General features: G+C 42.8%; 17 protein-coding genes. 7 read left to right on the top strand and 10 right to left on the bottom strand.

Features of this window, described 5'->3' with window-relative positions; genetic code table 11:
• The 3 genes from QYC40_RS01595 to QYC40_RS01585 form a co-directional block, all read right to left on the bottom strand.
• A complete protein-coding gene (locus tag QYC40_RS01595) occupies window positions 1-348 on the bottom strand; it encodes a hypothetical protein (RefSeq protein ID WP_301992025.1) in 348 nt (115 codons plus the stop codon).
• An 18-nt stretch (window positions 349-366) separates the two neighbouring features.
• Window positions 367-804 (bottom strand): low molecular weight protein-tyrosine-phosphatase, encoded by a 438-nt coding sequence (locus tag QYC40_RS01590; protein ID WP_301992024.1) that lies wholly within the window; start codon window positions 802-804, stop codon window positions 367-369.
• Between the two features lie 199 nt (window positions 805-1,003).
• Window positions 1,004-2,557 carry a Do family serine endopeptidase gene (locus QYC40_RS01585; protein WP_301992023.1) on the bottom strand — a complete coding sequence of 518 codons (1,554 nt, stop codon included), beginning with the start codon at window positions 2,555-2,557 and terminating at the stop codon, window positions 1,004-1,006.
• 197 nt (window positions 2,558-2,754) lie between these two features.
• On the opposite strand from QYC40_RS01585, the gene dapF reads away from it, so the two are divergent.
• A complete protein-coding gene (dapF, locus tag QYC40_RS01580) occupies window positions 2,755-3,540 on the top strand; it encodes a diaminopimelate epimerase (RefSeq protein ID WP_301992021.1) in 786 nt (261 codons plus the stop codon).
• Window positions 3,541-3,609: 69 nt separating this feature from the next.
• Here dapF and QYC40_RS01575 read toward each other — a convergent pair whose 3' ends face one another.
• Genes QYC40_RS01575 through QYC40_RS01560 form a run of 4 tightly spaced genes read right to left on the bottom strand, consistent with a single transcriptional unit; the run spans window position 3,610 to window position 10,173 of the window.
• On the bottom strand, window positions 3,610-4,671 hold the full coding sequence (locus QYC40_RS01575; protein ID WP_301992020.1) for a DUF5007 domain-containing protein: 1,062 nt from the start codon (window positions 4,669-4,671) through the stop codon (window positions 3,610-3,612).
• Window positions 4,672-4,678: 7 nt separating this feature from the next.
• Entirely contained in the window at window positions 4,679-5,392 is a 714-nt protein-coding gene (locus QYC40_RS01570; protein WP_301992019.1) for a hypothetical protein, read from the bottom strand.
• A gap of 16 nt (window positions 5,393-5,408) precedes the next feature.
• Window positions 5,409-6,983: a RagB/SusD family nutrient uptake outer membrane protein gene (locus QYC40_RS01565; protein ID WP_301992018.1), complete on the bottom strand. Its 1,575-nt coding sequence runs from the start codon at window positions 6,981-6,983 to the stop codon at window positions 5,409-5,411.
• Window positions 6,984-6,993: 10 nt separating this feature from the next.
• Entirely contained in the window at window positions 6,994-10,173 is a 3,180-nt protein-coding gene (locus QYC40_RS01560; RefSeq protein ID WP_301992017.1) for a SusC/RagA family TonB-linked outer membrane protein, read from the bottom strand.
• A gap of 338 nt (window positions 10,174-10,511) precedes the next feature.
• Here QYC40_RS01560 and QYC40_RS01555 point away from each other — a divergent pair, with 338 nt between their 5' ends.
• Window positions 10,512-13,391: a DEAD/DEAH box helicase gene (locus QYC40_RS01555; protein WP_301992015.1), complete on the top strand. Its 2,880-nt coding sequence runs from the start codon at window positions 10,512-10,514 to the stop codon at window positions 13,389-13,391.
• 542 nt (window positions 13,392-13,933) lie between these two features.
• On the opposite strand, the gene QYC40_RS01550 is transcribed toward QYC40_RS01555, so the two are convergent.
• Together QYC40_RS01550 and gltX are read right to left on the bottom strand one after the other, a co-directional pair.
• Window positions 13,934-14,803 (bottom strand): sugar phosphate isomerase/epimerase, encoded by an 870-nt coding sequence (locus tag QYC40_RS01550; RefSeq protein ID WP_301992014.1) that lies wholly within the window; start codon window positions 14,801-14,803, stop codon window positions 13,934-13,936.
• Window positions 14,804-14,825: 22 nt separating this feature from the next.
• Window positions 14,826-16,355 (bottom strand): glutamate--tRNA ligase, encoded by a 1,530-nt coding sequence (gene gltX / locus QYC40_RS01545; RefSeq protein WP_301992012.1) that lies wholly within the window; start codon window positions 16,353-16,355, stop codon window positions 14,826-14,828.
• Window positions 16,356-16,435: 80 nt separating this feature from the next.
• Between gltX and QYC40_RS01540 the strand changes: the two genes are divergently transcribed.
• The 5 genes from QYC40_RS01540 to QYC40_RS01520 all read left to right on the top strand — a co-directional run bounded on the left by QYC40_RS01540 (window position 16,436) and on the right by QYC40_RS01520 (window position 21,177).
• Window positions 16,436-17,659 carry a HAMP domain-containing sensor histidine kinase gene (locus QYC40_RS01540; protein ID WP_301992011.1) on the top strand — a complete coding sequence of 408 codons (1,224 nt, stop codon included), beginning with the start codon at window positions 16,436-16,438 and terminating at the stop codon, window positions 17,657-17,659.
• Entirely contained in the window at window positions 17,640-18,176 is a 537-nt protein-coding gene (locus QYC40_RS01535; protein WP_301992010.1) for a DinB family protein, read from the top strand. Before QYC40_RS01540 ends, QYC40_RS01535 begins: the two co-directional genes overlap by 20 nt.
• Window positions 18,166-18,585 (top strand): hotdog fold thioesterase, encoded by a 420-nt coding sequence (locus tag QYC40_RS01530; RefSeq protein WP_301992009.1) that lies wholly within the window; start codon window positions 18,166-18,168, stop codon window positions 18,583-18,585. Before QYC40_RS01535 ends, QYC40_RS01530 begins: the two co-directional genes overlap by 11 nt.
• A 389-nt stretch (window positions 18,586-18,974) precedes the next feature.
• Complete coding sequence (locus QYC40_RS01525; protein WP_301992008.1) at window positions 18,975-20,237, top strand: sugar MFS transporter; 1,263 nt, start codon at window positions 18,975-18,977, stop codon at window positions 20,235-20,237.
• 94 nt (window positions 20,238-20,331) lie between these two features.
• On the top strand, window positions 20,332-21,177 hold the full coding sequence (locus QYC40_RS01520; protein WP_301992007.1) for a DUF2911 domain-containing protein: 846 nt from the start codon (window positions 20,332-20,334) through the stop codon (window positions 21,175-21,177).
• A 139-nt stretch (window positions 21,178-21,316) separates the two neighbouring features.
• On the opposite strand, the gene QYC40_RS01515 is transcribed toward QYC40_RS01520, so the two are convergent.
• Window positions 21,317-24,244: an FAD-binding and (Fe-S)-binding domain-containing protein gene (locus QYC40_RS01515; protein ID WP_301992005.1), complete on the bottom strand. Its 2,928-nt coding sequence runs from the start codon at window positions 24,242-24,244 to the stop codon at window positions 21,317-21,319.

Genomic DNA, 24,244 nt, shown 5'->3' with positions numbered 1-24,244 from the left:
TTAAATTACATTTACGTCTTCAAAATAATCGATTATCAAAGATTTGATAATCATTTCCTGCTCCATCAAAGTGTAGTTTGGAATAGGGTTTATTAACTTCCAATGGGGCCAGCCCTGCTCATCTAATCCGGAGAGTTCATAAAAACCCAGACTGCTGAACAGTCGACAAGTTGCGATATGCATCAGCTCTTCCTTCTCACGCTTTGAAAACTCTCTCGCTCCTTTCCCCAACTCTTGAACGCCGATCAAAAACAACATCACCTTGATGTCGGGAATATCGGTGTCAAATGTCTTCGCAATTACCTCTTGCAAATGCGACCACTTCTTATTTATCTCTGCTGCTTGCATGATTTCTCTTTTTAATATTTATCGATTCAATTCGTCGATCAATATTTTACAGCGCGCTTCAATCATAAGAAATACCGGCTCGAACTGATCTGAATCGTAATATGGATCCGGAACGATATCATCATCCAAAAACAAGCTTACTTTTCCGCTATGTTCTTCCGAAGTAGATAAGGCTAAAACATCCTGATAATTATTACGATCCATCACAAAGATGCGATCGTATTTATCAAACAAGTCAGGTATAAAGAATTGTGCTCTCTGTCCCGATATATCTATGCCGTTGTTTTTCGCTACTGCTATTGATCTATGGTCTGGCGCGTGTCCTACATGCCAATCACCGGTACCTGCAGAGTCAATCTCCCAATCCAAGCCCGCCTCACGAACCATATGCGCCATGATGCCATGCGCCAATGGCGAACGACATATATTCCCTAAACACACCATCAATATTTTCATGGTTCCAAATATAACATTATTTGACGCATTCAACGAGGTCGCAACCCATCAAAGCTTTGTAAAAACTTTAATGATTCTATTTAGCTTCAACTAATATACGCTAGTTCTTCATGGCCCTGAAAAAAAGACAGTTTCAACAAGAAAGGGATGGCTTTCGTGAGAACCATCCCTTTCAATTATACGGTATACTATGCTATTCTTAGTATTTCAATGGTACATTAAATTCCACCGTGCTTCCTCTTTCCGGAACACCGGTTACACGTACGATATTTCTCTTAGTACCCGATAGAGCCGACTCTACTTCATCAACAGAATTCACTGGCTTACCGTTAATCTTCGTGATCACCAATCCTCTTTCTACGCCGAAGTAATCAAAAACACCACCTCGGTGAACTTGTGAAACCACAACACCGGAACTAATACCTAATTCTTTCTTACGCGCATCTGTTGCAGGAACAAAACTAGCACCTAATTTATTGAAGATCTCTGTTGCCGATGCGCTGGACTCATCTCCGCTTTCTGACTTCGCTTTGGTTTCTTCACCTTTCAATGTAATCGTCACATCCTTCTCTTTACCATCGCGTTTATAAGTTAACTTCACTTTATCACCCGGACGCAATCTTGCTACATGCTCTTGCAAATCAGGCGAACCATAAATTGTTCTGCCTTCAATCTTCGTCAACACGTCGCCTGGTTTAATTCCCGCTGCTTCCGCTGCTCCACCTTTCACCACATCGCGAACATACAGACCATTCACATCAGTAATACCAACTTCTTTACGCAAGGCGTCATTGATCTCCGCAAATGTTACTCCCACATAGCCACGTTTCACACTTCCGAACTCTTTGAAATCATCTAAAATCTTTTTCGCAAGGTTGATCGGAATAGCAAACCCGTAACCAGCGTAGGTACCTGTTGGCGATGCGATTGCCGAGTTAATACCAATTAACTCACCACGAGCATTTACTAATGCACCACCGCTATTTCCTTTGTTAATAACCGCATCAGTTTGCAAAAATGATTCCACAGCGGTATTGATTACCTGCTCTTGCGGGCCATAACCATAACCGCGCTGTTGTTGCTGTTGCGACTCACCTAAAATACCAATCTGACGTCCTTTCGCAGAGATAATACCCGCAGTAACTGTCGATTGCAATCCTAGAGGATAACCTACAGCCAATACCCACTCGCCAATCTGTACATTATCAGAGTTACCTAACTTAACAATAGGTAAGTTATTCGCATTTACTTTAATCAAAGCCAAGTCAAAGTTCGCATCCCGACCAATTACTTTTGCTTCATAAGTTCTCTTATCCGTTAAAACCACTTCAATCTTATCCGCATCTTCTACCACGTGGTTATTCGTTACAATATATCCATCTGGGGAAATAATCACACCAGAACCGGAAGCCGTTTGTGGGCGAGCTTGTCCGCGACGTTGCTGTGGTACACCAAAGAATTCTTCAAAAAGATCAAAAGGCATCCCTTCGCCACCGCCACGTGAACCACGACCACTCATCGTGACATTAATATGGACAACGCCAGGAGTAACTGCTGCCGCAGCCTGCGTAAAGTCCGGGTTTCCTGTTGAAGACATTAAAGCCTCCTCGCCAGGATTGTTTGCATAATACACTTTCTGACGCTCTTCAAACGTCATGTTGTCCATCTGTTTATTTTCAAAGAGCTTATACCCTCCTACCGCAATAGCTCCTCCGACGATGGCCGTTAATAATGTTGCTCCTATCTTTTTCATATATTTACTGAATAATCTAAAAAAATCATGTTTCGTATTGCTTAGTTCAAATGTAATACCATTAGATTTTAACAAATAGCTTTTGTCAGTTAAAAAATGTTAACAAAAAGGTTCAAAATCCGAGTTTTAACAGCTTTTAACAAAAAGAACTCGAATTGTAACAAGAATATTAAAATTACCGCATATTTTCAACCCTAATGAACAAAGAAATCAAATTTTATAAATATCAAGGTGCAGGGAATGACTTTGTCTTAATTGATAACCGAAATCTCGCTTTTGATGCCGCTGACAACGATTTAATAAAACGCTTATGTGATCGTCGGTTCGGAATTGGAGGCGACGGGCTAATGCTGCTTCAAGATACAAAAAATTTCGACTTCGAAATGCTTTATTACAATGCAGACGGGAGAGAAGGCACGATGTGTGGCAACGGAGGACGTTGTTTAGTGGCTTTCGCAAGGGACCTTCATATCATCCAAAGCAAAACTGCCTTTTTGGCAGTAGACGGGCCGCACGAAGCAGAAATACATGACAACCAGGTCAATCTGGGAATGATTCCCGTGACGGAATACCAAATGGATGGCGAGGCTTATGTGCTTAATACAGGCTCACCGCATTACGTTCAGTTTGTAGAAGACTTAAGCCAAATCAATATGTTCAAAGAAGGCTATGCTATCCGCAACAATGCAACCTATGCAGAAAAGGGTATTAATGTCAATTTTATCGAAAAAGAGGGCGAAGGATATTTCGTGCGTACGTTCGAACGTGGTGTAGAAGACGAGACCTATGCCTGCGGTACGGGAGCCGTAGCTTCAGCGATGAGCGTAGCATTGAAGGAGGGAAAGGACGGCGATTTCAATATCCCTATTCGTGTGCTCGGCGGACAGCTGTATGTCTCCTTTCATAAGGAGGATACTTCATTCAGCAAGGTGTTCTTAACAGGACCTGCCGTTCAGGTTTTCCAAGGCAGTATCAGCATCTAAAAATACAAATGGGGGATCTCTCCCCCATTTTGCTAGACCAAAAGGTCTACTTTATTTAAACACGTTCTTTTAGTTTACTCCAGCTTTCTTGGTCGCTGTCAAATGCATCTCTACCAAATAAGTTCCCGGCAAATTAAACTTCATTCCAAATCTCATCTGTAGGATGTATGATTTAGGATCAGTCTTATAAGTAATCTTATACGGAGGATCCCAGGTATCTACATAATCAACAGACTCAATGTACTTATCATAGATACGGTAGTAACACAAAATATTATTCGTTTGAGAATCCCAGTATACATCAGGGAAACGCGCCTGTGCATAGTCGTGGATAACAGAATTCTCCGTTACAGTTGTCTTATACGCAAAAGTTGCCATGGTATTTAAGAACGAATCACCGTTAGGTCTACGCTCTAAAGCTTTTCCAGGGAATACTGCACCATTCTTATCATACACTTTCAGAATAACCTGGTTAGGGCCATTTGCATCTCTAGTAACCTTAAACGTCATGTTCGCACTCTGTTGTTTCGAAATATCGAACCAATCCACATCATGATTATAACGTTTGCTTGAACCATCCTTAGGATCTACAAGAATGAAATATGGCGCTGTTGTATGTTCATACAATAAAGGATCATTGACTTTTATCGTCGTGATACCTTTATATTCTTTCGTACCATTCGGATTCTCAATCTTCAAATCCAATAAATATTCACCAACAGGGACACCCTCTGTCGCTTGAGTAAACATCAATTGACCACTCTTCTCGATTACTTGCAAAGGAAGGCGCATCTCTTTTGTGCGCTTCGCGTCAATCAATGCTAAGGTCGTATCGGTTTTCGGATCATACTTCTCTTTCCATACGGTAATTTCCGATGGTTTGAAGAAGGATTCTTCACGCTGTCCGGTTGCCTTATTTCGAACATCCAGTATGGTAATCTTAAAGGGAGGAGTCGAGTTGTCCGGAATAATACCCGTTACTATTTTAAAAACTCCTCGCTCCGCTACAACCGGGTTGGACCCATAACGGATATTGTCGCTCAAATAGCCTACATCCACCTTCTTACAGCCGGCAAAAACCAGCATAGCCAGCAGAACGCAGGATAAGGCCGCTTTATATATTCTTTTCATCGTCTTCTTATTTAATATTCAACTTTAAACCTCTAAGCCAAGTGTGGTTGTTTGTCAGTACATGAAGCACACCCGTTGTCGTTTCTATACCGCTCGTTTGACAAATAAACTTCTGGTCTAACAAGTTCGCATTCCCCGAAGGATCTTTAATCTGACCAGCGACAAGCACATCACGAGCGCCGATGATTCGCGTATAATACATGAACTTTGGACGCTCAGGAATCAACCCTCCCGCACTATAATCATCATTTGAATGCGGTTCTAATGAAATCCAGAATTTATAATTGTCTAATTTACTCGCAAATTCCTTCCCATTCGCATCCAAACCATCTCTTACGATCGTTTCAGGAAATAAGTAAACCGACATCGAATCGCGCAACATCTTTGGCGTAAAGTATTTGAACAAGGTGTCCAAGGTGTAGTTACGACGCTCATCGACCGCTCTTACCTGCGCTTGGCGTAAGCTCAGAAAGTTCTTGATGCTGTAATTCGTGGGAGCAAACATAGTCCCCTTGCTATTGATTAAATCTTTCATCTCGCCTTTATCGATAATCATCAGCACAGTATCAAACAGCCCACGAGGATGTGATTTCAAATAATCATAGGTCGTCATGTTAACCTTAGGATTACTTACTCCACCGTCAATAACGCTATCTTTCTTACAAGAGAAGAAAAGTATCGCTACAAACGGGATAATAAACAACATATTTATATTTTTCATTTCTTTCTTTTTTAGATTAATATTTACCCATCCAATAAGGAATCTGCGTTAGATCTTTATTAGAATTCAAGTTACTGTTGTGAATAGGGAAGTAAAAACCTTTCAAGGCTAAACGATCAGAACCGTTTGCTCCACGCGCTAAGCTCCAAGAGATTAAAGTGCTAGAACTGAAAGGGAATTCTGCTTCGCTCTTCTTTTTCCAAATATTGCGAACAAGGTCAAAATAGCTATGCCCTTCTCCGATCAACTCACGTTGTCTTTCCATAAGAATCTCCGTATATAAACTACGATCATCCATTGCGGTTGTAAGCGGACCGATACCTGCACGAGTTCTAATCAGGTTTAAAGCGTTACGTGCTTCAGCAGAGCGCTTTAAATTCATCAGTGCTTCAGATTTGAGCAAGATAAGGTCTGCTAGACGAAAAATAACAATATTACTTTCAGCACGCAGATTTCCTGAACCCGATGTATTTTTGAATACGAAATTGCTGTATTTACGCATGGCGTAGCGAGCAGTAATTGCATTGTTATCCACTGTAACAGGACCATCATCAAATTTCACAAAGAAATCATCACGACGTAAATCCGCGGCATTGCTATACAGGCGGTTTAAGCGTGATTGATCCACGTAATAGTTCGGAACCATAAAAGGAAATCCTGGAAACGTGATATTGCTTGTTGTTGTAAACGTCAAATTGGATCCGAATACGCCTATGTTTGCATTGTAACCTGAGGACTCCGATTCGCTATCCTTCTGCGTTATGACAAATATATTCTCTCTAGCTGTCGCATTTTTAAACACATCACGAACATTTCCTCCCGCCAACAGTGCATAGTCTGCTGTTTGATTGATTACCGAATCCGCATAAACCAAGCTCTTTGCATAGTCGTTTTGGAAAGCCGTTGCATGCGCTAATAATGCTAATGCCGCGCCTTTGTTTCCTCTTCTTCTTCCCGACTCCTCCACGGACTTCCAGCTCATCAATGAGGATGCTTTCTGTGCATCCGAAACAACTAATTTTAAAATCTCGTCGCTTGACGTCGCTCCTTTACGTTCCGCATCATCAGCCGTTTGCGTAGGCTTTGTTTGCAAAGGCACATCGCCCCAAACACGCGTCATGTAAAAATAGGCCAGCGCACGCATGTAATAGGCTTGCCCTAGTAAAGTGTTTTTCTGTCCTTCCGCAAAACTTGCATCCGGAATTTCCGGTGTCTTAGTAATCACCAAATTGGCAACGTCAATAATTCGATACCAGTTGGTCCAATTATGAATGCCCGTCTCACGATATGGTGTCACAAAACTTCCGCTATTGAATATCTCCGAGTGGTTAGTCCCATCATTTGTTACGAATTTACCTATTGGTGCATCGCCCCAAATGAAGAACGCTTGATTGGTATTAATCGCATTACGGAAAAGTCCATAGGCACCATTTAACGCTCCTTCAACATCACTCGCACTTTTCCAGTACACATTACCGTATGTATCGTTCTTTAAAACGTTGTCGAGCTCTTTCTCACAGGAAACGAACATGCTGCTCGTTGTTAACAAACAGATACCTGCAATTGATCGTATTATATTTCTTGTTTTCATTATTTCTCCGTTAAAAATCAAACTGAATACCTAATGTGAATTTCGAAGGCAATGGATAACCATCGGCCATATCATATCCGCGACCGTCTACACGCTCTGCATCGATTCCTGAGAATTTCTGAATCATCAACACATTGTCCATCGAACCGTATAAACGAAGCGTATTTAGTTTCGCTCTTTGCATCCATTCATGTTTTGAAGGGTTGAAACGGTAAGTCAGGTTCACGTTTTTAATGCGGATATACCATCCCGGCTCCATAAACATAGATTGCCCTGTTCTCCAGGTATAAAGACCCAAATAAGGGTTAAATGCAGGATATTGTGCCACATCGCCATTTTGCTTCCAGTAGCTGTATTGCTCCATATCGCCGATCGAACGTCTCGCTAAGTCAAAAGGATTACCATAGAAGAAACTGTTAGACATGCGTCGAGCGAAAGATTGGTTCATGATGTCTCTACCAAAGGTGAATGTGGTCAGGATTTGTACCGAGAAATCTTTGTAGCTGAATAAGTTGGTAAAACCTCCTACAACTTTCGGATTTGGATCACCAAAGAAGGTACGGTCATCCTCGCCCACGCCATCAGAGATTTTGTAATCGCCATTCACGTCCACCCAGTTTGCATAACCTGGCTTCAATGTTCCCCATTTTGTACTTCCAACTGCTCCTGTGTAAGGATTGCTGATCAAGCTGCTTTCTGAGCTGATTGCGCCGTCCACCAAGAAACCATAGAACATGTTCAAGGGTTTTCCAACCACATAAACAGCCTCGCCGTAGTAGATATCACGGTTGCCATTTGGCAATGCCGTTACCATATTCTTGTTGAATGCTAAGTTGATCGATGGCGTCCATTGGAATCCGTCTTCTTTATTGAATACTCGACCGCCTACATTCAATTCGACCCCACTATTACGTACGGATGCTGCATTGGTGAACGTACTTAAGTACCCCGTATATTCCGGAATACTGATGCTCAACATCTGACCTGATGTTTCACGTGTATAGGCATCGATGTTGAAGAATAAACGATTGTTGAATAAGCTACCATCCAAACCTAAGTTCCAAGTAGCCGTTTCCTGCCAAGTGATGTTATCATTCGTGATACCCGCGTAGTTTGGAATAACCGCCGTTTGACCACCATAGGTTGGCACAGTACCTGAACCCGGATAAGATGCCTCACCCGCTAGGTAAGCATTGTAACGGTCATAATCCGTGATACTGGACTCATCCCCCGTTTTACCCCAACTACCTCTCAACTTCAGCTCGTTGATCCAACCCAATTCCGAAGCAAACTCCTCGTTAGAGATGATCCAACCCAAAGCTAATGAAGGGAAATCACCCCATTTATTGTTCTTTCCGAAACGAGAGGAAGCGTCCCTTCTCCAAACCGCATCTAATAGATAGCGATTATCATAATCGTAGTGAATGGCTCCTAAGAAAGATAGCTTAGAATAAGTGGAAAGGTCGGTATAACCTGCTAAACCACCTGTTTTAATCCCCTTGATAACTTGAATATTATCATTAGGAATACCCGAACCTAAAAGGTACATACCATTGTTCGTGCGGGTTTCAAACTCTTGAATTAAATTGGCTGTAAAGTTGTGAACCTCTCCTAAAGTTTTTGTCCACAACAAGTTGTTCGTCAATAAATATTTTCTGTATTGTGTGGAAGTCGCCTTACCAGCCGCTAAGCCATCGCCGTTCATGTAAGATGGCGAGAAGAAATCATTCTTAGCCGTCGAATAGTTGATGATGCTACGTGTACTGATGCGGAAATCCTTCAAAAAAGTGTAACGCAATTCTCCAACCCCTGTTAAATCTACGTTGATATTTTCATTGCGTTGATGTTCGTAAGGGTTCAGGATTCCATCTAATGTTTCATCTGACAGTTGGTATAGCGATGAATACATATCGATAGGATTAATGCCGTAGACATTTCTGTAAGATCCCTCGCGAATGTATTCCGTCGTGCCTCTACCCTCTTTTCTATTCATGGTCGACACCTTGAAGTTAGTCAACAACTCTAAATTCTTCGTGAAGTTGAAATTCACGTTACTGGTAAACGAGTATCGTTTAAATCCGGTATTGATTACGACCCCTTTTTCGTTGTATAAACCACCTGAAACACGGTAATTGATATTTTCTGTACCACCAGATACCGACAGGTCGTAGTTTTGGATTCCTCCCGGACGGAAGAATAACTCTTGATAATCGGTATTGCCGTTAAAAGCTGGATTCAAACTATCCGTCAACATGATCGGTAAGTTCCCTTGTTGTGCATAGGTGCCATAACGGTATAAAAGAGCAAGCTTTTGATCGCGCTCAGCAACACCTAGCAGCGTATTTAATTTCTCAGGCTTCGTAATGTAACCTTGGTAAACGTTTAAGCTAATTCTTGGTGTTCCGATACGACCACGCTTAGTTTTAACAAGGATAACCCCGTTATTTGCGCGCGCACCGTATAGCGCTGCCGCCGAGGCATCTTTTAATACGTCGACCGATTCGATATCGTTCGGGTTCAAGCTCGACAAGAAGTTGGTTCCCGTTACGTTGTAAGCACGAACCTCATCATCGGCAATCGGCACCCCATCAATGACGTAAAGCGGATTGCTCGTAATGTTCTCCGAATCAAATTGGCTACTCGAACGCGGAATCGTTGAGTTACCGCGGATAACTAAAGAGGTCTTTACCCCAGGCATACCCGTAAAGTTCTGAACGTTCACCCCCGGTAATTTACCCTGAAGTAAAACGTCAATACTCGCTGCAGGAAGGTTTTCAATATCCTTTGCGGTTACACTGGAAATAGATCCCGTAGTTTTTCTACGATCAATCGTCGTATACCCCGTAACGATTGTTTCTTCCAGGGCATTCGAAGCTTCCTCCATTGTGACGTTAATTCTGCTACGGTTCTCCACAGGAACTTCCCTGCGTTGATAACCCACAAGATCAAAAATAAGAACGTCGTTGCCAGCAACATTTACTTCATAGGCACCGTTATTATCGGTAGCGACCAAAGCTTTGTTACCTTTTTTCAGACGAACAGAAACACCTGTTAAGGCTCCATTCTGATCTGATACAACACCCGTAACTTTAATTTGACCTGTTGCAGCGAAACTGCAACATAAGATGAGCAAAAAGGCTACAAAAATCCCCTTAAACTCCAGAAAAGATCTGCGTAAATCTTGAATCATAAAAAGGCTTGTTAAATGTTAAGGTTTTGTTAATAATTATGAGGATAAAATTAATCAGTAGAATAACACTTACAACTTGCGAATCGCTGTCAGAATATCGCTACGCAGTTCGCAAACGTTTGCGAAATATTATTTTAATCAAAGCAATCGATTGCTCAATTTTTTCAAATTTGTAACAAAGTTCTTTATCCTTATTAAATTTTGATATCAACTAACAGTACGTTTGTTAAAATTATATACCGCATTCTGTGATATAACATTAAATTAACCGCATACATTTTTACCCAACCTAATATTTGATGTATATTAGTAGCTTTTTCTAGCGAACAATATCCAGCATGCAGCAACGATCTACTTCATTGCCTTATCGATTAGTGTATTCATTGGGAAGACATCCTTACCTAGGATTTCTAATAGAACCGCACATTGTTCACTTAAATCAAAATGGTTCTTATTCCTTGTCGTATAAACGGGTATTCAGCAATACGGTCGATGAATTTGCCGCTGCGCTGGATGACCTGGATTATAAATTGATCAAGCTGCTTGATGAAATTGAACAAACCCATATCATCAAGCAATTTCATAAAAAACCCATCCGACCGGCAGATTACTTCAGCAAAATATTCGATCAAAACATTTACGATTATATCCGGCCCAAAATAGAGCAACGCATGCTCAGCTTCTTAAATCAGGTAGGCGATAAACCCTTATTCCTGATGAGCAAAGACGGATATCCGGCGGAACAAGAATTACAGATCGCGCCAAAGACAACCTCCATTCTGTTCCATTTCCGCCGAAACGACATAGAAACGCGATATTTCCCAACCTTGAAATACGACGGGCATCGCATGGAGTTTATGTATAAGGATGCCGAAGTCATCGTGAACCAGCAGGCCTGGCTACTTTTGGATAATACCTTGTATCACTTCGACGAAGAATTGGAAGGCAAAAAACTAACTCCATTCCTGAACAAGCGATTTATATCCATTCCACGCAATACCGAGAAGAAGTATTTTGAAACCTTCGTGACCGGGCTTATTGAAAAGCATCATGTTTATGCAGAAGGCTTGGATATCATCAGCTATAAGGAAAATGCAAGCCCCGAATTGCGGATTATCTATAGCCCGGAGGGCGAAGCACAACTGCAGCTATATTTTCAATACGGCAACTATACCTTCCCGGCGGGAGGAAACCACGCCATTACCGTTAAATATGTCCATGAATCGGAAGCCGATCAGCATAAGTTTTACCGAATAAAACGATCGACAGCATGGGAAGAAAAAAGAGAAGCGCTGCTTGCGCAGATGGGACTACAGAAGGCTGATGCGCTCTTTAGCACCTTTAAGCCAAAAGATATCGGGCTAGGCTTTAATCCATCAGCAATCGAATGGGTCAATGAGCATTTGGCAGAACTGGAAAAAGAGGGCTTTCACATCACGCAAAGCCATAAGGAAAAACGCTTCCTGATCGGCAAGACCAGTATCAGTATAGAGATCGCCGAGGAGAATGACTGGTTTGATGTCAAAGCCATCGTCCGCTTCGGCCCCTACGAGATTCCTTTTACCTCGCTGCGCCAACATATCATCAATAAACAACAAGAGTTCGAACTGCCCAATGGCGAAATAGCAATTATTCCCCAAGAGTGGTTCTCACAATATGAGCATCTCTTCCAGTTCTCATCCAAGAAAGATGAAATTCGCCTTAACCGTGTTCATATCGGTCTGCTAAATGATGTCAGCGAACATACCGAGGTCACGATGCAACGCAAGCTGAACAAGCTGGGCGAATTTGATGAGATAGCCGATATTGAAGCTCCAAAGAAGTTTAAGGGCTCATTGCGCCCCTATCAGAAGGCTGGTTACAACTGGTTCCATTTCCTTCAGGAATATCGCTTCGGCGGGCTGCTTGCCGACGATATGGGATTGGGAAAGACTGTACAGACCCTGGCACTTTTACAGCACCAAAAAGAACTCCTTGGCGCCAATGATGCCAGGACATCGCTATTGATAGTTCCTACCTCGCTGATTTTCAACTGGCAAAAGGAAGCCGAGCGCTTTGTCCCGGATCTTCGTGTCCATCTACATACTGGTGGCAACCGCAGCAAGGACAACTTTGCATTCAGCCATTTCGATCTGATCATCACCACCTATGGGATTGCCCGAATCGATGAGGATCTTCTTTCCGGATTCTTCTTCAATTATATTATTCTGGACGAAAGTCAGAACATCAAAAATCCGCGTTCTAAGTCCTTCAGTTCGATAAAACAGCTCAAGAGCAAACATAAGCTTGCTCTTAGTGGTACGCCTATTGAAAATAGCGTGCTAGACATCTGGTCGCAAATGCATTTTGCCAATCCAGGTTTATTGGGCTCTTTCACCTATTTCCAAAAAGAGTTTGTTCAAGCGATCGAAAAGAAAAAGGATGAGGAGAAAGCCCGCCGATTGCAGGCGATTATCAAGCCTTTCGTGCTCCGACGTACGAAATCGCAGGTAGCAACAGAACTGCCCCCGAAATCGGAACAGATATTCTATTGCAGCATGTCTGACGAGCAACTCGAATATTACGAACGTGTCAAATCCGAATACAGAAACGCTTTGCTGGATGGCGCCTTCTCAGGCAAGGCAACGCAGATCGCCCTGCTACAAGGGTTGACGAAGCTTCGACAGCTCGCCAACCACCCTGCTATGATCGACCAAGGTTACGACGGCGGATCCGGTAAATTTGATGCCGCGATCGAACTGATGGAGTCCATCATCAAAGAAGGAAACAAGGTCTTGATCTTCTCCCAGTTCGTAAAACACCTGCAACTATTCCGCGACCACTTCGAGAAGGAGAAGATTCGCTATGCCTACCTCGACGGATCAACATCCGACCGCAATGCGGCCGTCAAAGCATTTAAAGAAGCCGATGACATACAGGTCTTCCTCATATCGATCAAAGCCGGCGGTGTAGGACTCAACCTCACCGAAGCTGACTATGTTTTTATCCTCGACCCTTGGTGGAACCCTGCCGTCGAACAGCAAGCCATCGACCGTAGCCACCGCATCGGCCAAGTAAAAAATGTATTTATCTATAAATTCATCAGCAAAGACAGCATCGAAGAAAAAATCCTCGCCTTGCAAGGCATGAAAAAATCCCTTGCAAGCTCCCTCATTACCACCGAAGAAAGCTTCGTAAAATCACTAAGCAAAGCAGATATTAGTGAGTTGTTTAGTTAGTAGTTAGTATTTAGTAGTTAGTATTTAGACCTATGGCGGGTAGATAAGAGGTGAGATATTAGACTTTAGATTTCAGACATTAGATTTTAGATTTTAAAGCAGGGCGCCGTTTAGGTGCCTTTCTTTTTGCGAATAAACGAAAGGAGGGTGGAAGGATTGGCAGGATCGAGTCTAACTACTAACTACTAAGTACTAAATACTATTTCTGAACCAGGAAAGGAAGGATGGAAGGATTGGCAGGATCCTGTATATCCTAAAATCCTTTTTTTCTTGGTTCAAGACAAATACCTAAAAGACCGCAACACTCTAATGTCTGACATCTAAAATCTCATATCTAAATACCAAGTACTAGATAGATCCATTATAAAGCCCTTTCAAACCCAATGTATAACCCTTTCAAACCCGATTCGGAACGGGTATTAAAGGGTTATGCATTGGGTGGAGAAGGGAAGCGACTTATTGCAGTATAGAATCAGTGTAGCGGGATAAAAAAAGCGCTAGAATTTCTCCTAGCGCTTCTTCTATTATTTTAAACGTAGCCTTTACAGGGCATTTCTAAAGTTTTGAGCACTTTCTTTTACTTCCGGCATATTATTCTCCCAGTTGTATTCGTATTCTGCGGAGAACATGCCTTTAAAGTTTTGGCGTTTTAATTCCGCTTGTACTTCCTTCAGTCCTAATTTTCCGGTTCCCCAAGGCACATCATGCGCCTTTTTGTTGCCGAATTCGTTCAAGTCCTTGAAGTGAAGGTGAATGATTCTGCCTTCTAATTTCTTTAGGCAGTCGATCGGGTTCAAGCCCGAGCGCATCCAGTGGCCCACATCTGCTGTTGCGCCCATTCGCTTGCTGCGGCCGTTTAAGGCTTTTAAGACAACGTCAGGATTCCAATATATGGATGGGGTTGGGTGATTATGGATACCGACAAGGATATCGTATTTGTCTGCGAGATTGGAGACCACGTCAAGCATATCTTCTTTTGGTTCGCAGTTGATAACTTTGACGCCCATATCTTTGGCAAAGGCAAATACCTTCTCCCATTCATCTGCATCTTTGGCTCCTACTACGCCGTAAGCATGCAATGTGATCTTTTTATCTTTAAGAAGCTTCTTCACCAGCTCTCTTCCTTCCTTAGAAAGTTCATAGGTCATCTTCTCCGCGCTTCCTGCACCAATTGTTTGGCCAGGGAAGGCCTCCACATAGCGTAAGCCAGCGCTATCAATTTTGTTCAATGCGTCAGCAAAGGAGAACAAGCGGAAGGTATAAGCTTGTGCGCCTAATTTCCAGCCCAATTTTTCTTCCGGAAAAGACTGCTGTGTGTTCACTTGTTGCGCTTTCCCGTTGGTTGCGCAGGATGTTGCCAGCAACATAGCCGAAGCAGCACATCCGAAGAGTAACTTCTTAAATAAATTCATTCGTATTCGTTTAGTTGATTGATTATGCTTCAAAATGAGGCAATGCCGACGCGATGCGCGCAATCACTTCCTCTTTTCCTAAAAGCTCTGCAATCTTAAATACGTCTGGTCCAAACTTACCGCCAACTAACATAATACGGAAAGGCATCATTAACTCGCCGATCTTCATGCCTGAATCTGCAATCTTTCCTTTAAAGAAGGATTCTAAACTCGCTGCTTCCCAAAGGGGCTGCGTTGCAAAGTCTGTTGCGATTTGTTTGAAGAAGGCTGTTTTGTCAGTGTTCCATTTCGGTTTAACGGCATCAACATCATATTGTGCAGGCTTTTGGAAGAAGAAAGAGGCTTGCTCCCAAAAATCTTCAACGTAAGTTAGTCTTTCTTTCACTAAATCCAAGATAGAATTGATAAAATTATCCGCTATTCCGTCCGTATTTAGTTCATGTTTAGTCATGATGGCTTTCACCTGTGGCAGAAGTTCGCTGTTGTCGGTGATTTTTATCCATTCTTGATTGAACCACTTTGCTTTCTCGAAGTCGAATTTCGCTCCGGCTTTACTGATGCGCTCAACGGAGAATTTAGCAATAAGCTCCTCCATCGTGAAGATCTCCTGCTCCGTTCCATCGTTCCAGCCTAACATTGCTAGTAAGTTGATAAAAGACTCCGGTAAGAATCCACGCTCGCGGTAACCGACAGTCAGTTCACCGGTCTTCGGATCGGTCCAGTTCATTGCGTAAACAGGGAAGCCTAAGCGATCGCCATCGCGCTTGCTCAACTTTCCTTTCCCGTCAGGTTTAAGGATAAGCGGCATATGTGCCCATTGCGGCATCTCGTTCTTCCAGCCCAAATACTCCCATAAGAGTAGGTGTACCGGTGCGGAAGGCAGCCATTCTTCGCCACGGAAGACATGGGATATTTCCATTGCTTTATCATCCACAACTACTGCCAAATGGTAGGTTGGCATACCGTCGGCTTTCAAAAGCACTTTATCATCTACTAATTTTGTTTCAAAACTTACGCGTCCACGTATCATATCATCAAAAGAAACAACTTCGTCTTCCGGCATCTTGATGCGGATTGTATGCGGCGTTCCTGCAGCCAATAAACGTTGTGTTTCCTCTTCACCTAAGCTCAGGGAGTTACGAAGATCCATGCGGTTGTCGTGTGCATAGCGGAAGTTTGGTTGCAATTTACGCTGCTCATCTAATTCCTCTGCGGTGTCAAATGCGTAGTAGGCATTTCCATTCTTTACTAATTCTTCCGCAAATTGGCGGTAAGAGGGCTTGCGCTCACTTTGACGGTAAGGACCGAAAGCACCTTCATTCCAGGGGCTTTCATCTGGTGTTAATCCGCACCATGTTAAACATTCTTTGATATATTCTTCAGCACCAGGTACAAAACGCGTTTGATCGGTATCCTCGATACGAAGGATAAAATCACCGTTATGATGTTTTGCAAAAAGGTAGTTGAACAATGCGGTTCTTACGCCGCCTAAATGTAACCCGCCTGTAGGACTTGGCGCGAAACGAACCCTTACTTTGTTTTGTGAACTCATAACCGCAAAATTAAGCATTTCTTTATTTTGTTTGTTGAAGCTATTGGAAAATCATTAATTTGCTGATAATAATTGGGTCTATGAAGCAACATCCGTATCGATATAATAAGCAACAATGGAAGTTTTTATTGTTTTTATTTGCTGCCTTGATTGCTACGGCCTCACTGTTATACAGCAATTATCTTGTTAAAAACCTTTCTAAATCCGAGCGTACAAAGGCGGAAGTCTGGGCGATGTCGACCAAGAGTATCGTGACGATGCCGGATGTGAACGACGAGTTCATCAGTTTTATTTCTGCAGTACGCGATAGTTTGAGCTTGCCTGCCATCATTACTGATGAGAATGAAGCAATCGTTGCCTGGCGCGATCTAGACAGCACCAAGACGGACAATCGTGCAGACCCTGACTCAAATAAGCAGTATGACCCGGATTATTTCCAAAAGCAATTGAATAAGATGAAGAAGGCTCATCCGCCTATTCATATTTCATTGGATAGCGGGCAGGAATGGCGCGTTTATTACCGCGACTCAGATGCGCTGGCGCAACTGCGCATATTTCCATACCTTCAATTATCATTGATTGCAATCTTTCTAGTAATCGCTTATACGGTATTTAATTCCATTCGTGATTCGGAACAGAACCTGGTTTGGGTGGGGATGGCCAAAGAGGCTGCCCACCAATTAGGGACGCCTATTTCGTCGATGATGGGCTGGCTTGAGCTCGCCCGTGTTACGTATGATGCGGAAGATGACAGCGTATTCAATGAGATGGAGCGAGACATCAAACGATTGGAAATTGTTGCCGATCGTTTTTCTAAAATCGGCTCGACACCTTCCCTATCCAATCATGCGGTGTACCCGGTGGTGGAAGAGTATGTGAATTATTTTAAAGTTAGAACGAGTCAACGTATTACATTTGAGCTCGAGGGCGACCAGCAGGTCGCAGCAAAATTGAATGTGCAAGTCTTCGATTGGATCATCGAAAACCTGCTAAAAAATGCGGTGAATGCTATCGAAGCTGAAGGTAAGATTAGCATTAACATTTCGGAAAACATTGCAAAAGAAGAAATTTTTATTGACATTAGCGACACCGGAAAAGGGATCCCTAGGGCAAATTGGGAGACTATTTTTCAACCAGGATATACGACGCGCAAACGTGGCTGGGGCTTAGGGCTAAGTTTGACGAAACGTATGGTCTACTACCATCAGGGACAAATTTTTGTTAAAGAATCCGAAATAGGAAAAGGAACCACATTTAGAATTATCTTAAAAAGTAATTTACGCTATGAACCAACTCAAATCTGACGAATACCCGGCGATATTCAGTGACTATATTGAAACCGTAACTGGGGACGTGATGGAGGAACTGACGAGTCAAGTCGAGACATTTCCCGAATTTATTGCGAGCATTCCAGAGCGTATGGGGTCCTATGCATATGCCGAGGATAAGTGGACAATTAAGGAGGTTTTATGCCATATCCTAGATTGCGAACGGGTGATGGCCTATCGGGCGCTACGCTTCGGGAGAAACGACATGACTGCATTAGCGTCTTTTGAGCAAGACGAGTTTGTATCCAATGGACGCCATAACGAACGCGAATTGGCTGATATCGCGCAGGAGTTTATTCACCTCAGAAAGGCAAACCTTTATTTGTTCAACTCGTTTGATGAAAACGAACTGATTAGAAAGGGCATGGCTTCCGATCGCTTAATCAGTGTCAGGGCTTTATTATATGTGATTGCTGGTCACCTTAACCATCATGTAATCATCTTGAAGGCTCGCTATTTGAAGAATCAAAACTTAAGCAACGATGTGGTTTAGAGCATATTCATTGGAGGAAATCAACTCCTACTTCGCCATTAATATGACTGGTTTTCTCGATATCAAAGCAACATCGATTACAGATGATTCCTTAGTTGCTGAGATGCCTGTTACAGAAAAGGTAAAACAACCCTTCGGCATTCTACATGGCGGAGCATCCGTTGTTCTTGCCGAATCCGTTGGTAGTATTGCGTCTGCATTAATCATCGATATGGACAAATATGCGGCGGTAGGTTTAGATATTAATGCAAACCATCTTCGCCCCGTGACAAAAGGCAAGGTTTTCGCAACTTGTAAGCCCCTTCATATTGGAAAAACGACCCATGTATGGGATATTCGCATTGCCGACGAACGCGGAAAACCTGTTTGTATTTCCCGCTTGACAATGGCTATTATTAAAAAGCCTTAAAAATTTTAAAAAAAATATAAAATTCATAAAACAATCATCTTGAATGCTTGTTCAACCATATATACTACCATTTTTTGGTTTTATGATACGGTTTAGGTTTTTAGAGAGACGTCGCCCATTCGATGTCTCTCTACCTTTTTTCGGAGCTGCCTGTCTGACAAAGGCACGCAGGAACTTTCATTCCTTTTAGTGTTTCCGTGTAAATATGACAGGTTTATAGGCAAGATTTACAGCACTTAAGGCAAAAAACATTCCCTAATATAAATAGAGAATCATCAACAATTTGTTACAAATGCAATCGATTGTCTAACAAATAGTGTTTTTAAATATGGATTTATTTTATTAGCCTTGTGACTATCAAAAAATTCATAATCGATTAAATCAATTTTATGACCACTCAGAATAATCAATCAACCGTCGGACCAATGATTATAATTGGTGCCCTGTTCTTTATTTTTGGATTCGCCACTTGGCTCAACTCCTTATTAATTCCTTACTTAAGAATTGCTTGTGAATTGACAGAAGTACAATCTTACTTTGTTACTTTCGCATTTTACATTGCATATTTAGTAATGGCGCCGGTTTCGACATGGGTGTTGAACAGATTCGGTTTTAAGAATGGTATGGCGATATCACTCGGTATCATGGCGGTTGGTGCACTATTATTTATACCTGCAGCCTACTCTCGTACTTATTTATTATTCCTGACTGGATTATTCGTGATGGGTGGTGGATTAGCCATCTTACAGACCGCTTCCAATCCCTACATCACGATCTTAGGTCCTGTAAAGACTGCTGCGAAGCGTATCAGTATCATGGGTATCTGTAATAAGTTTGCTGGTGCGCTTGCTCCGATTATCCTAGGTTACTTCTTAAACTTAAGTGAGGCAGATAAGGTACAACAATCATTAGCGACGATGAGTCCTGAAGAGTCTGCGCAGGCTTTGGATAAAATTGCATTACAAGTGGTTAATCCATATATCGGAATTGTTGTCGTATTGATTATTTTGGCCGTATGGATTTCCCGTGCTAACCTTCCTGAAGTAAAAGGTGACGAAGAGGAAGATGCAACACATCACCTCGCATCTGAGAGCAAACAAAGTATTTTTGATTTCCCACATGTAATCTTAGGATTCATCTGTTTATTCTTATACGTTGGTGTTGAAGTGTTGGCAGGTGATACGATCATTGCCTACGGTACTTACTTAGGAATTCCGTTAGATACGGCTAAATTCTTTACCTCATTCACGATGGTTTCCATGGTTATTGGTTATATCATCGGTATTGTTGCGATCCCAAAATACCTTTCTCAAGAAACGGCTTTAAAATTATGTGCTATTCTAGGTGCAATTTTAACCGTAGGTATTGTCTTCACTGATGGTATGGTTTCCTTGACTTTAGTAGGTTTATTAGGTTTAGCAAACTCTTTAGTGTGGCCTGCGATTTGGCCATTGGCACTAAAAGGAGTTGGTAAATTTACGAGCGCGGCTTCCGGCATCTTAGTTATGGGTATCGCCGGTGGTGCCGTTATTCCATTATTATATGGACAGCTTGCGCACTCGGTTGGTTCACACCAAGCATATTGGATTGCATTGCCTTGTTACCTGTATATTCTTTATTATGCAGTAGCGGGACACAAAGTTCGAAAATAAGACGTTTAAACATATTGCAAACGGAGATAGGTGACTATCTCCGTTTGTTTTTTGCGCTAGGCTTCGTATCTTCGAGAATTCTAGTTTTGAAAATATGAAAAAAATTGCATTAACACTCCTGCTAGCATCAGGACTGATCTTCAGCGCACAACAAGCTGATGCGCAGATTAAATTGCCTCCTGCGAGTAGTACCCAATTTATACTTCAAGATTTAGGGATCAGCCAGGTTAGCGTAGTCTACCAGCGTCCGAACATGAAGGGCAGAAAAATTTTTGGCGATCTCGTTCCCTACGATCAAATTTGGCGTACCGGTGCAAACAACGCAACCAACATTACCTTCCAAAGTGATGTAAAAATCGAAGGACAGGCGCTAGAAGCGGGCACATATGCATTGTTCACACTTCCAGGAAAAGAGGAATGGACTATTATTTTCAATAAAAACGCAAAGCAATGGGGTGCATATACCTACGATAAAGCAGATGACGTTCTGCGCGTAAAAGTAAAACCTCGCGCATTAACTAATCCCATCGAAACATTTACGATTGCTTTTGAAGAGGTCAACGATCAGAACTTAAAAGCTTGCCTTTTATGGGAAAAAACGAAGGTTTCGTTTCTAATCGAAGTGGATCAGAAAGCAGAGATCCTAGCAAGTATTGATGAAGCGATGCGAGGCGAGAAAAAACCTTATTTTCAAGCGGCTCAATATTACTATACGCATGGCTTAGACATCAAAAAAGCTGCAGAATGGATGGTAGAAGCAGATAAAGGCAACAGCAAGGCTCCACATATCAAATACTGGAAATCCTTGATCTTAGCGAAAGCTGGTGACAAGAAAGGCGCGATAAAAGCTGCTGAAGAAGGCTTGAAAATGGCGAAATCGCAGAACAACGGCGAATACGTGAAGTTGAATACGCAAGCATTAGAAGCTGCTAAGAAATAGAGTAGCGATTGAATATAAAATAAAGAGCGCCCTTAGAATTTCAAGGGCGCTCTTTATTTTTCTGATCCTGTCCACTTTCCATGGCCATCAAGCACTTTCATTCCGGTTGTTGTTCCATGGAAACAGGAAAGTCTTTATGTTAATTCTTTAATGCTTCCAACAATATTTCGACGGGATGCAAGGCAGTTTCGGATGTTCCATCTTTTATTTGATGACGGCAACTGGCGCCCGGTGCGGCAATGATTGTTTCTTTAGCCTTTGCGCGAACGGCTGGAAATAACACCAGTTCCCCGATCTGCATAGACATCTCATAATGTTCTTTCTCATATCCAAAGGAACCCGCCATACCACAGCAGCCCGAGGGGATATTTTTCACTTTATAATTCGCCGGAATAGCTAATATCTGGTTTACTGTGGCTAACAATCCCCAGGCTTTCTGCTGACAATGGCCATGCAATAAGATTTCCTTCTCTTGCCCTGTAAACTGGGAGGAAGAAATATTGCCGGCTTGAAATTCCTCCCATATAAATTCCTCAATGGTCAATGCAAAGGGCGCAATTCTTTCTGCAGCTTCTATAAGATGATCATCGACAAGATCTACGTATTCATCCCGGAAGGTCAAAATAGTTGATGGCTCTACCGCCACCATCTTACTGTTGGAATTTAGTCGGTCGGCAAAAATAGCGACGTTTTTATTCGCCAGCTTCTTCGCTTCCCGAAGGAGTCCTTTAGACAGTAGTGCGCGTCCGGAAAATGCGTGCGGCACCATCAGCACCTGATATCCTAATTTTTCCAGAAGTATAATGGCTTTCTTTCCTAAATCAACGTCGTTGAAGTTGGTAAACTCGTCGCAGAAAAAGTAGACGGATTTAAGGGGTTGCCTGCCGGCGATATACTTTTTATCTCGTTCGGCATACCATTTTCTTAAGGTTTTGGCAGCAATCTTCGGGATATGACGCTGCGGTGCAAACCCCAGAATATTCTTTACGATTCCGCCGGTCAGTTTATTCCCGACAACAGCATTGTATAAGCCCGCTACGGGCTGCATGAACTGTGTAAGGCTGTCTACATGGCCAATCATCCTGGAGCGCATCGGAATACCATTGGCATCATAATAGCCCTGTAGGAATTCGGCCTTGAGTTTAGCCATATCGACGCTTGAAGGGCATTCGGATTTGCAGGCCTTGCAGCTTAGACAAAGATCCATGATCTCTTTGATTTCTTCATGGTCAAAGGGATTTTCCTTACTCGAATGCGTAATCATTTCGCGCAGGATATTTGCCCGGGCTCTGGTTGTATCTTTCTCGTTCTTGCTCGCCATGTAAGATGGGCACATCGTTCCGCCCGACAAATGCGATTTTCGACAGTCTCCAGATCCGTTACACTGCTCTACATGCTGTATGTAGGTTTGATTAGGATAGCGAAATACGGTTTTTATTTCACGATTTTGTTGCCCTGGCTCATAGCGCAGGAAGCTATTCATGGATGGCGTATTGACTATTTTTCCAGGGTTAAAAATTCCTTTTGGGTCCCAGGTATGTTTGATATCTTTTAATAACTGGTAGTTATGATCACCAATCATTAAAGGGATAAACTCGCCTCTTAATCGGCCGTCGCCATGCTCTCCGCTAAGGGAACCCTTATATTTCTTGACGAGGTGTGCAATCTCTAACGCAATTTCTCTAAAGAGCTGGTTGCCCGCTGCTGTCTTTAGGTTGATAATGGGACGTAGGTGTAGTTCGCCCGTCGCCGCATGCGCGTAATGCACTGCATAAAGCTTATACTTTTCTAGTATGTCGTTGAAATCTGCAATATAGGCCGGCAAATCCTCGACAGCGACGGCCGTATCTTCGATCACCGCCACAGGTTTATCATCGCCCGGAACATTGCTCAACAAGCCTAGACCAGCCTTTCGCAAATCCCAAACCCGTTTTTTATCGGCTCCGAGAACTAAGGGAAAATGATAGCCTAGCCCATGCGCTCTCATATCGGCTTCGACGGCTTCGACCTTGCGGAATATTTCGTCCTGATCTTTGCCATCGTACTCGACGATCAAGACGGCCGCAGGGTTCCCATCCACAAAGAAGCGGTTGTTTGACTGTTCTAAATTATCTTTCGTTCGCTCGAGGATATAGCTGTCCATCAGTTCACTCACGAGCGGCTTGTGCTTCAGTGCGATGAGATTAGCATGCAGGGCATCCTGCAGGCTCGCAAAGTGCACACAAAGCAGTCCGGTGGGGTTTGTATTTAAAGGATCTACATGGAGTTTAATCTCCGTGATGAATGCAAGTGTACCCTCGGAGCCACATATCAGCTTACAGAAGCTAAAAGGCTCTTTTCCTGCCGTGAATGGATCGGTTTCCAATAACATATCGACGGCATAGCCGGTATTTCGGCGCATGATCGATGCTTTTGGAAAGTTTGCGCGTATTTCCTGTTGATTCTGATAATTGCTCAACATGCTTCGGATATGCTTGTAGATTTTACCCTCCAGACTATCCAAATTACATTTTTCACTAAATTCTTCGAAAGACAAGGCTTTGAATTCGACTTCTGAACCGTCGCTTAGCAAGGCTTTTATTGCTAAGGTATGCTCGCGGGCACTACCATAGATCAGGGAATTGGATCCGCATGAATTGTTGCCCACCATCCCACCGATCATCGCGCGGTTTGCGGTCGACGTTTCGGGCCCGAAGTACAATTGATAAGGTCTGAGGAACATATTCAACTCATCCCGAATGACCCCGGGTTGTACGCTTACCCAATGTTCTTCTGCATTTACCTCGATAATGGAGGTAAAATATTTCGATACATCGACTACAATCCCAGCTCCTACGACCTGCCCTGCAAGGGAGGTCCCGGCAGTACGTGGAATCAAAGAAACCTGATGCTGATTTGCAAATTGGATAAGCAAAGCAATGTCCTGCTTATCTTTCGGATAAGCGACTGCCAATGGAATCTCGCGATAAGCTGAGGCATCTGTTGCATACAACAGACGCATTTTCTCATCCCAATAAAGTTCACCGCCTAACTGAGGTGCAAGCAGAGCCAACTCCTCTTCTATCAT

It is taken from the genome of Sphingobacterium sp. BN32, from assembly GCF_030503615.1.
Classification (GTDB): Bacteria; Bacteroidota; Bacteroidia; order Sphingobacteriales; family Sphingobacteriaceae; genus Sphingobacterium.
The sequence above is the reverse complement of the archived record's forward strand: the minus strand, read 5'-3'. Positions and strand labels throughout refer to the sequence as shown.

Excerpts from the sequence above, each read along its gene's own strand:
- QYC40_RS01550 (WP_301992014.1), bottom strand. The coding sequence starts at position 14,803 with ATGAATTTATTTAAGAAGTTACTCTTCGGATGTGCTGCTTCGGCTATG.
- QYC40_RS01515 (WP_301992005.1), bottom strand. The coding sequence starts at position 24,244 with ATGATAGAAGAGGAGTTGGCTCTGCTTGCACCTCAGTTAGGCGGTGAA.
- QYC40_RS01535 (WP_301992010.1), top strand. The coding sequence starts at position 17,640 with ATGAACCAACTCAAATCTGACGAATACCCGGCGATATTCAGTGACTAT.
- QYC40_RS01595 (WP_301992025.1), bottom strand. The coding sequence starts at position 348 with ATGCAAGCAGCAGAGATAAATAAGAAGTGGTCGCATTTGCAAGAGGTA.
- QYC40_RS01555 (WP_301992015.1), top strand. The coding sequence starts at position 10,512 with ATGCAGCAACGATCTACTTCATTGCCTTATCGATTAGTGTATTCATTG.
- QYC40_RS01520 (WP_301992007.1), top strand. The coding sequence starts at position 20,332 with ATGAAAAAAATTGCATTAACACTCCTGCTAGCATCAGGACTGATCTTC.
- QYC40_RS01525 (WP_301992008.1), top strand. The coding sequence starts at position 18,975 with ATGACCACTCAGAATAATCAATCAACCGTCGGACCAATGATTATAATT.
- QYC40_RS01530 (WP_301992009.1), top strand. The coding sequence starts at position 18,166 with ATGTGGTTTAGAGCATATTCATTGGAGGAAATCAACTCCTACTTCGCC.
- QYC40_RS01565 (WP_301992018.1), bottom strand. The coding sequence starts at position 6,983 with ATGAAAACAAGAAATATAATACGATCAATTGCAGGTATCTGTTTGTTA.
- gltX (WP_301992012.1), bottom strand. The coding sequence starts at position 16,355 with ATGAGTTCACAAAACAAAGTAAGGGTTCGTTTCGCGCCAAGTCCTACA.
- QYC40_RS01560 (WP_301992017.1), bottom strand. The coding sequence starts at position 10,173 with ATGATTCAAGATTTACGCAGATCTTTTCTGGAGTTTAAGGGGATTTTT.
- QYC40_RS01585 (WP_301992023.1), bottom strand. The coding sequence starts at position 2,557 with ATGAAAAAGATAGGAGCAACATTATTAACGGCCATCGTCGGAGGAGCT.
- QYC40_RS01575 (WP_301992020.1), bottom strand. The coding sequence starts at position 4,671 with ATGAAAAGAATATATAAAGCGGCCTTATCCTGCGTTCTGCTGGCTATG.
- QYC40_RS01590 (WP_301992024.1), bottom strand. The coding sequence starts at position 804 with ATGAAAATATTGATGGTGTGTTTAGGGAATATATGTCGTTCGCCATTG.
- QYC40_RS01570 (WP_301992019.1), bottom strand. The coding sequence starts at position 5,392 with ATGAAAAATATAAATATGTTGTTTATTATCCCGTTTGTAGCGATACTT.
- QYC40_RS01540 (WP_301992011.1), top strand. The coding sequence starts at position 16,436 with ATGAAGCAACATCCGTATCGATATAATAAGCAACAATGGAAGTTTTTA.
- dapF (WP_301992021.1), top strand. The coding sequence starts at position 2,755 with ATGAACAAAGAAATCAAATTTTATAAATATCAAGGTGCAGGGAATGAC.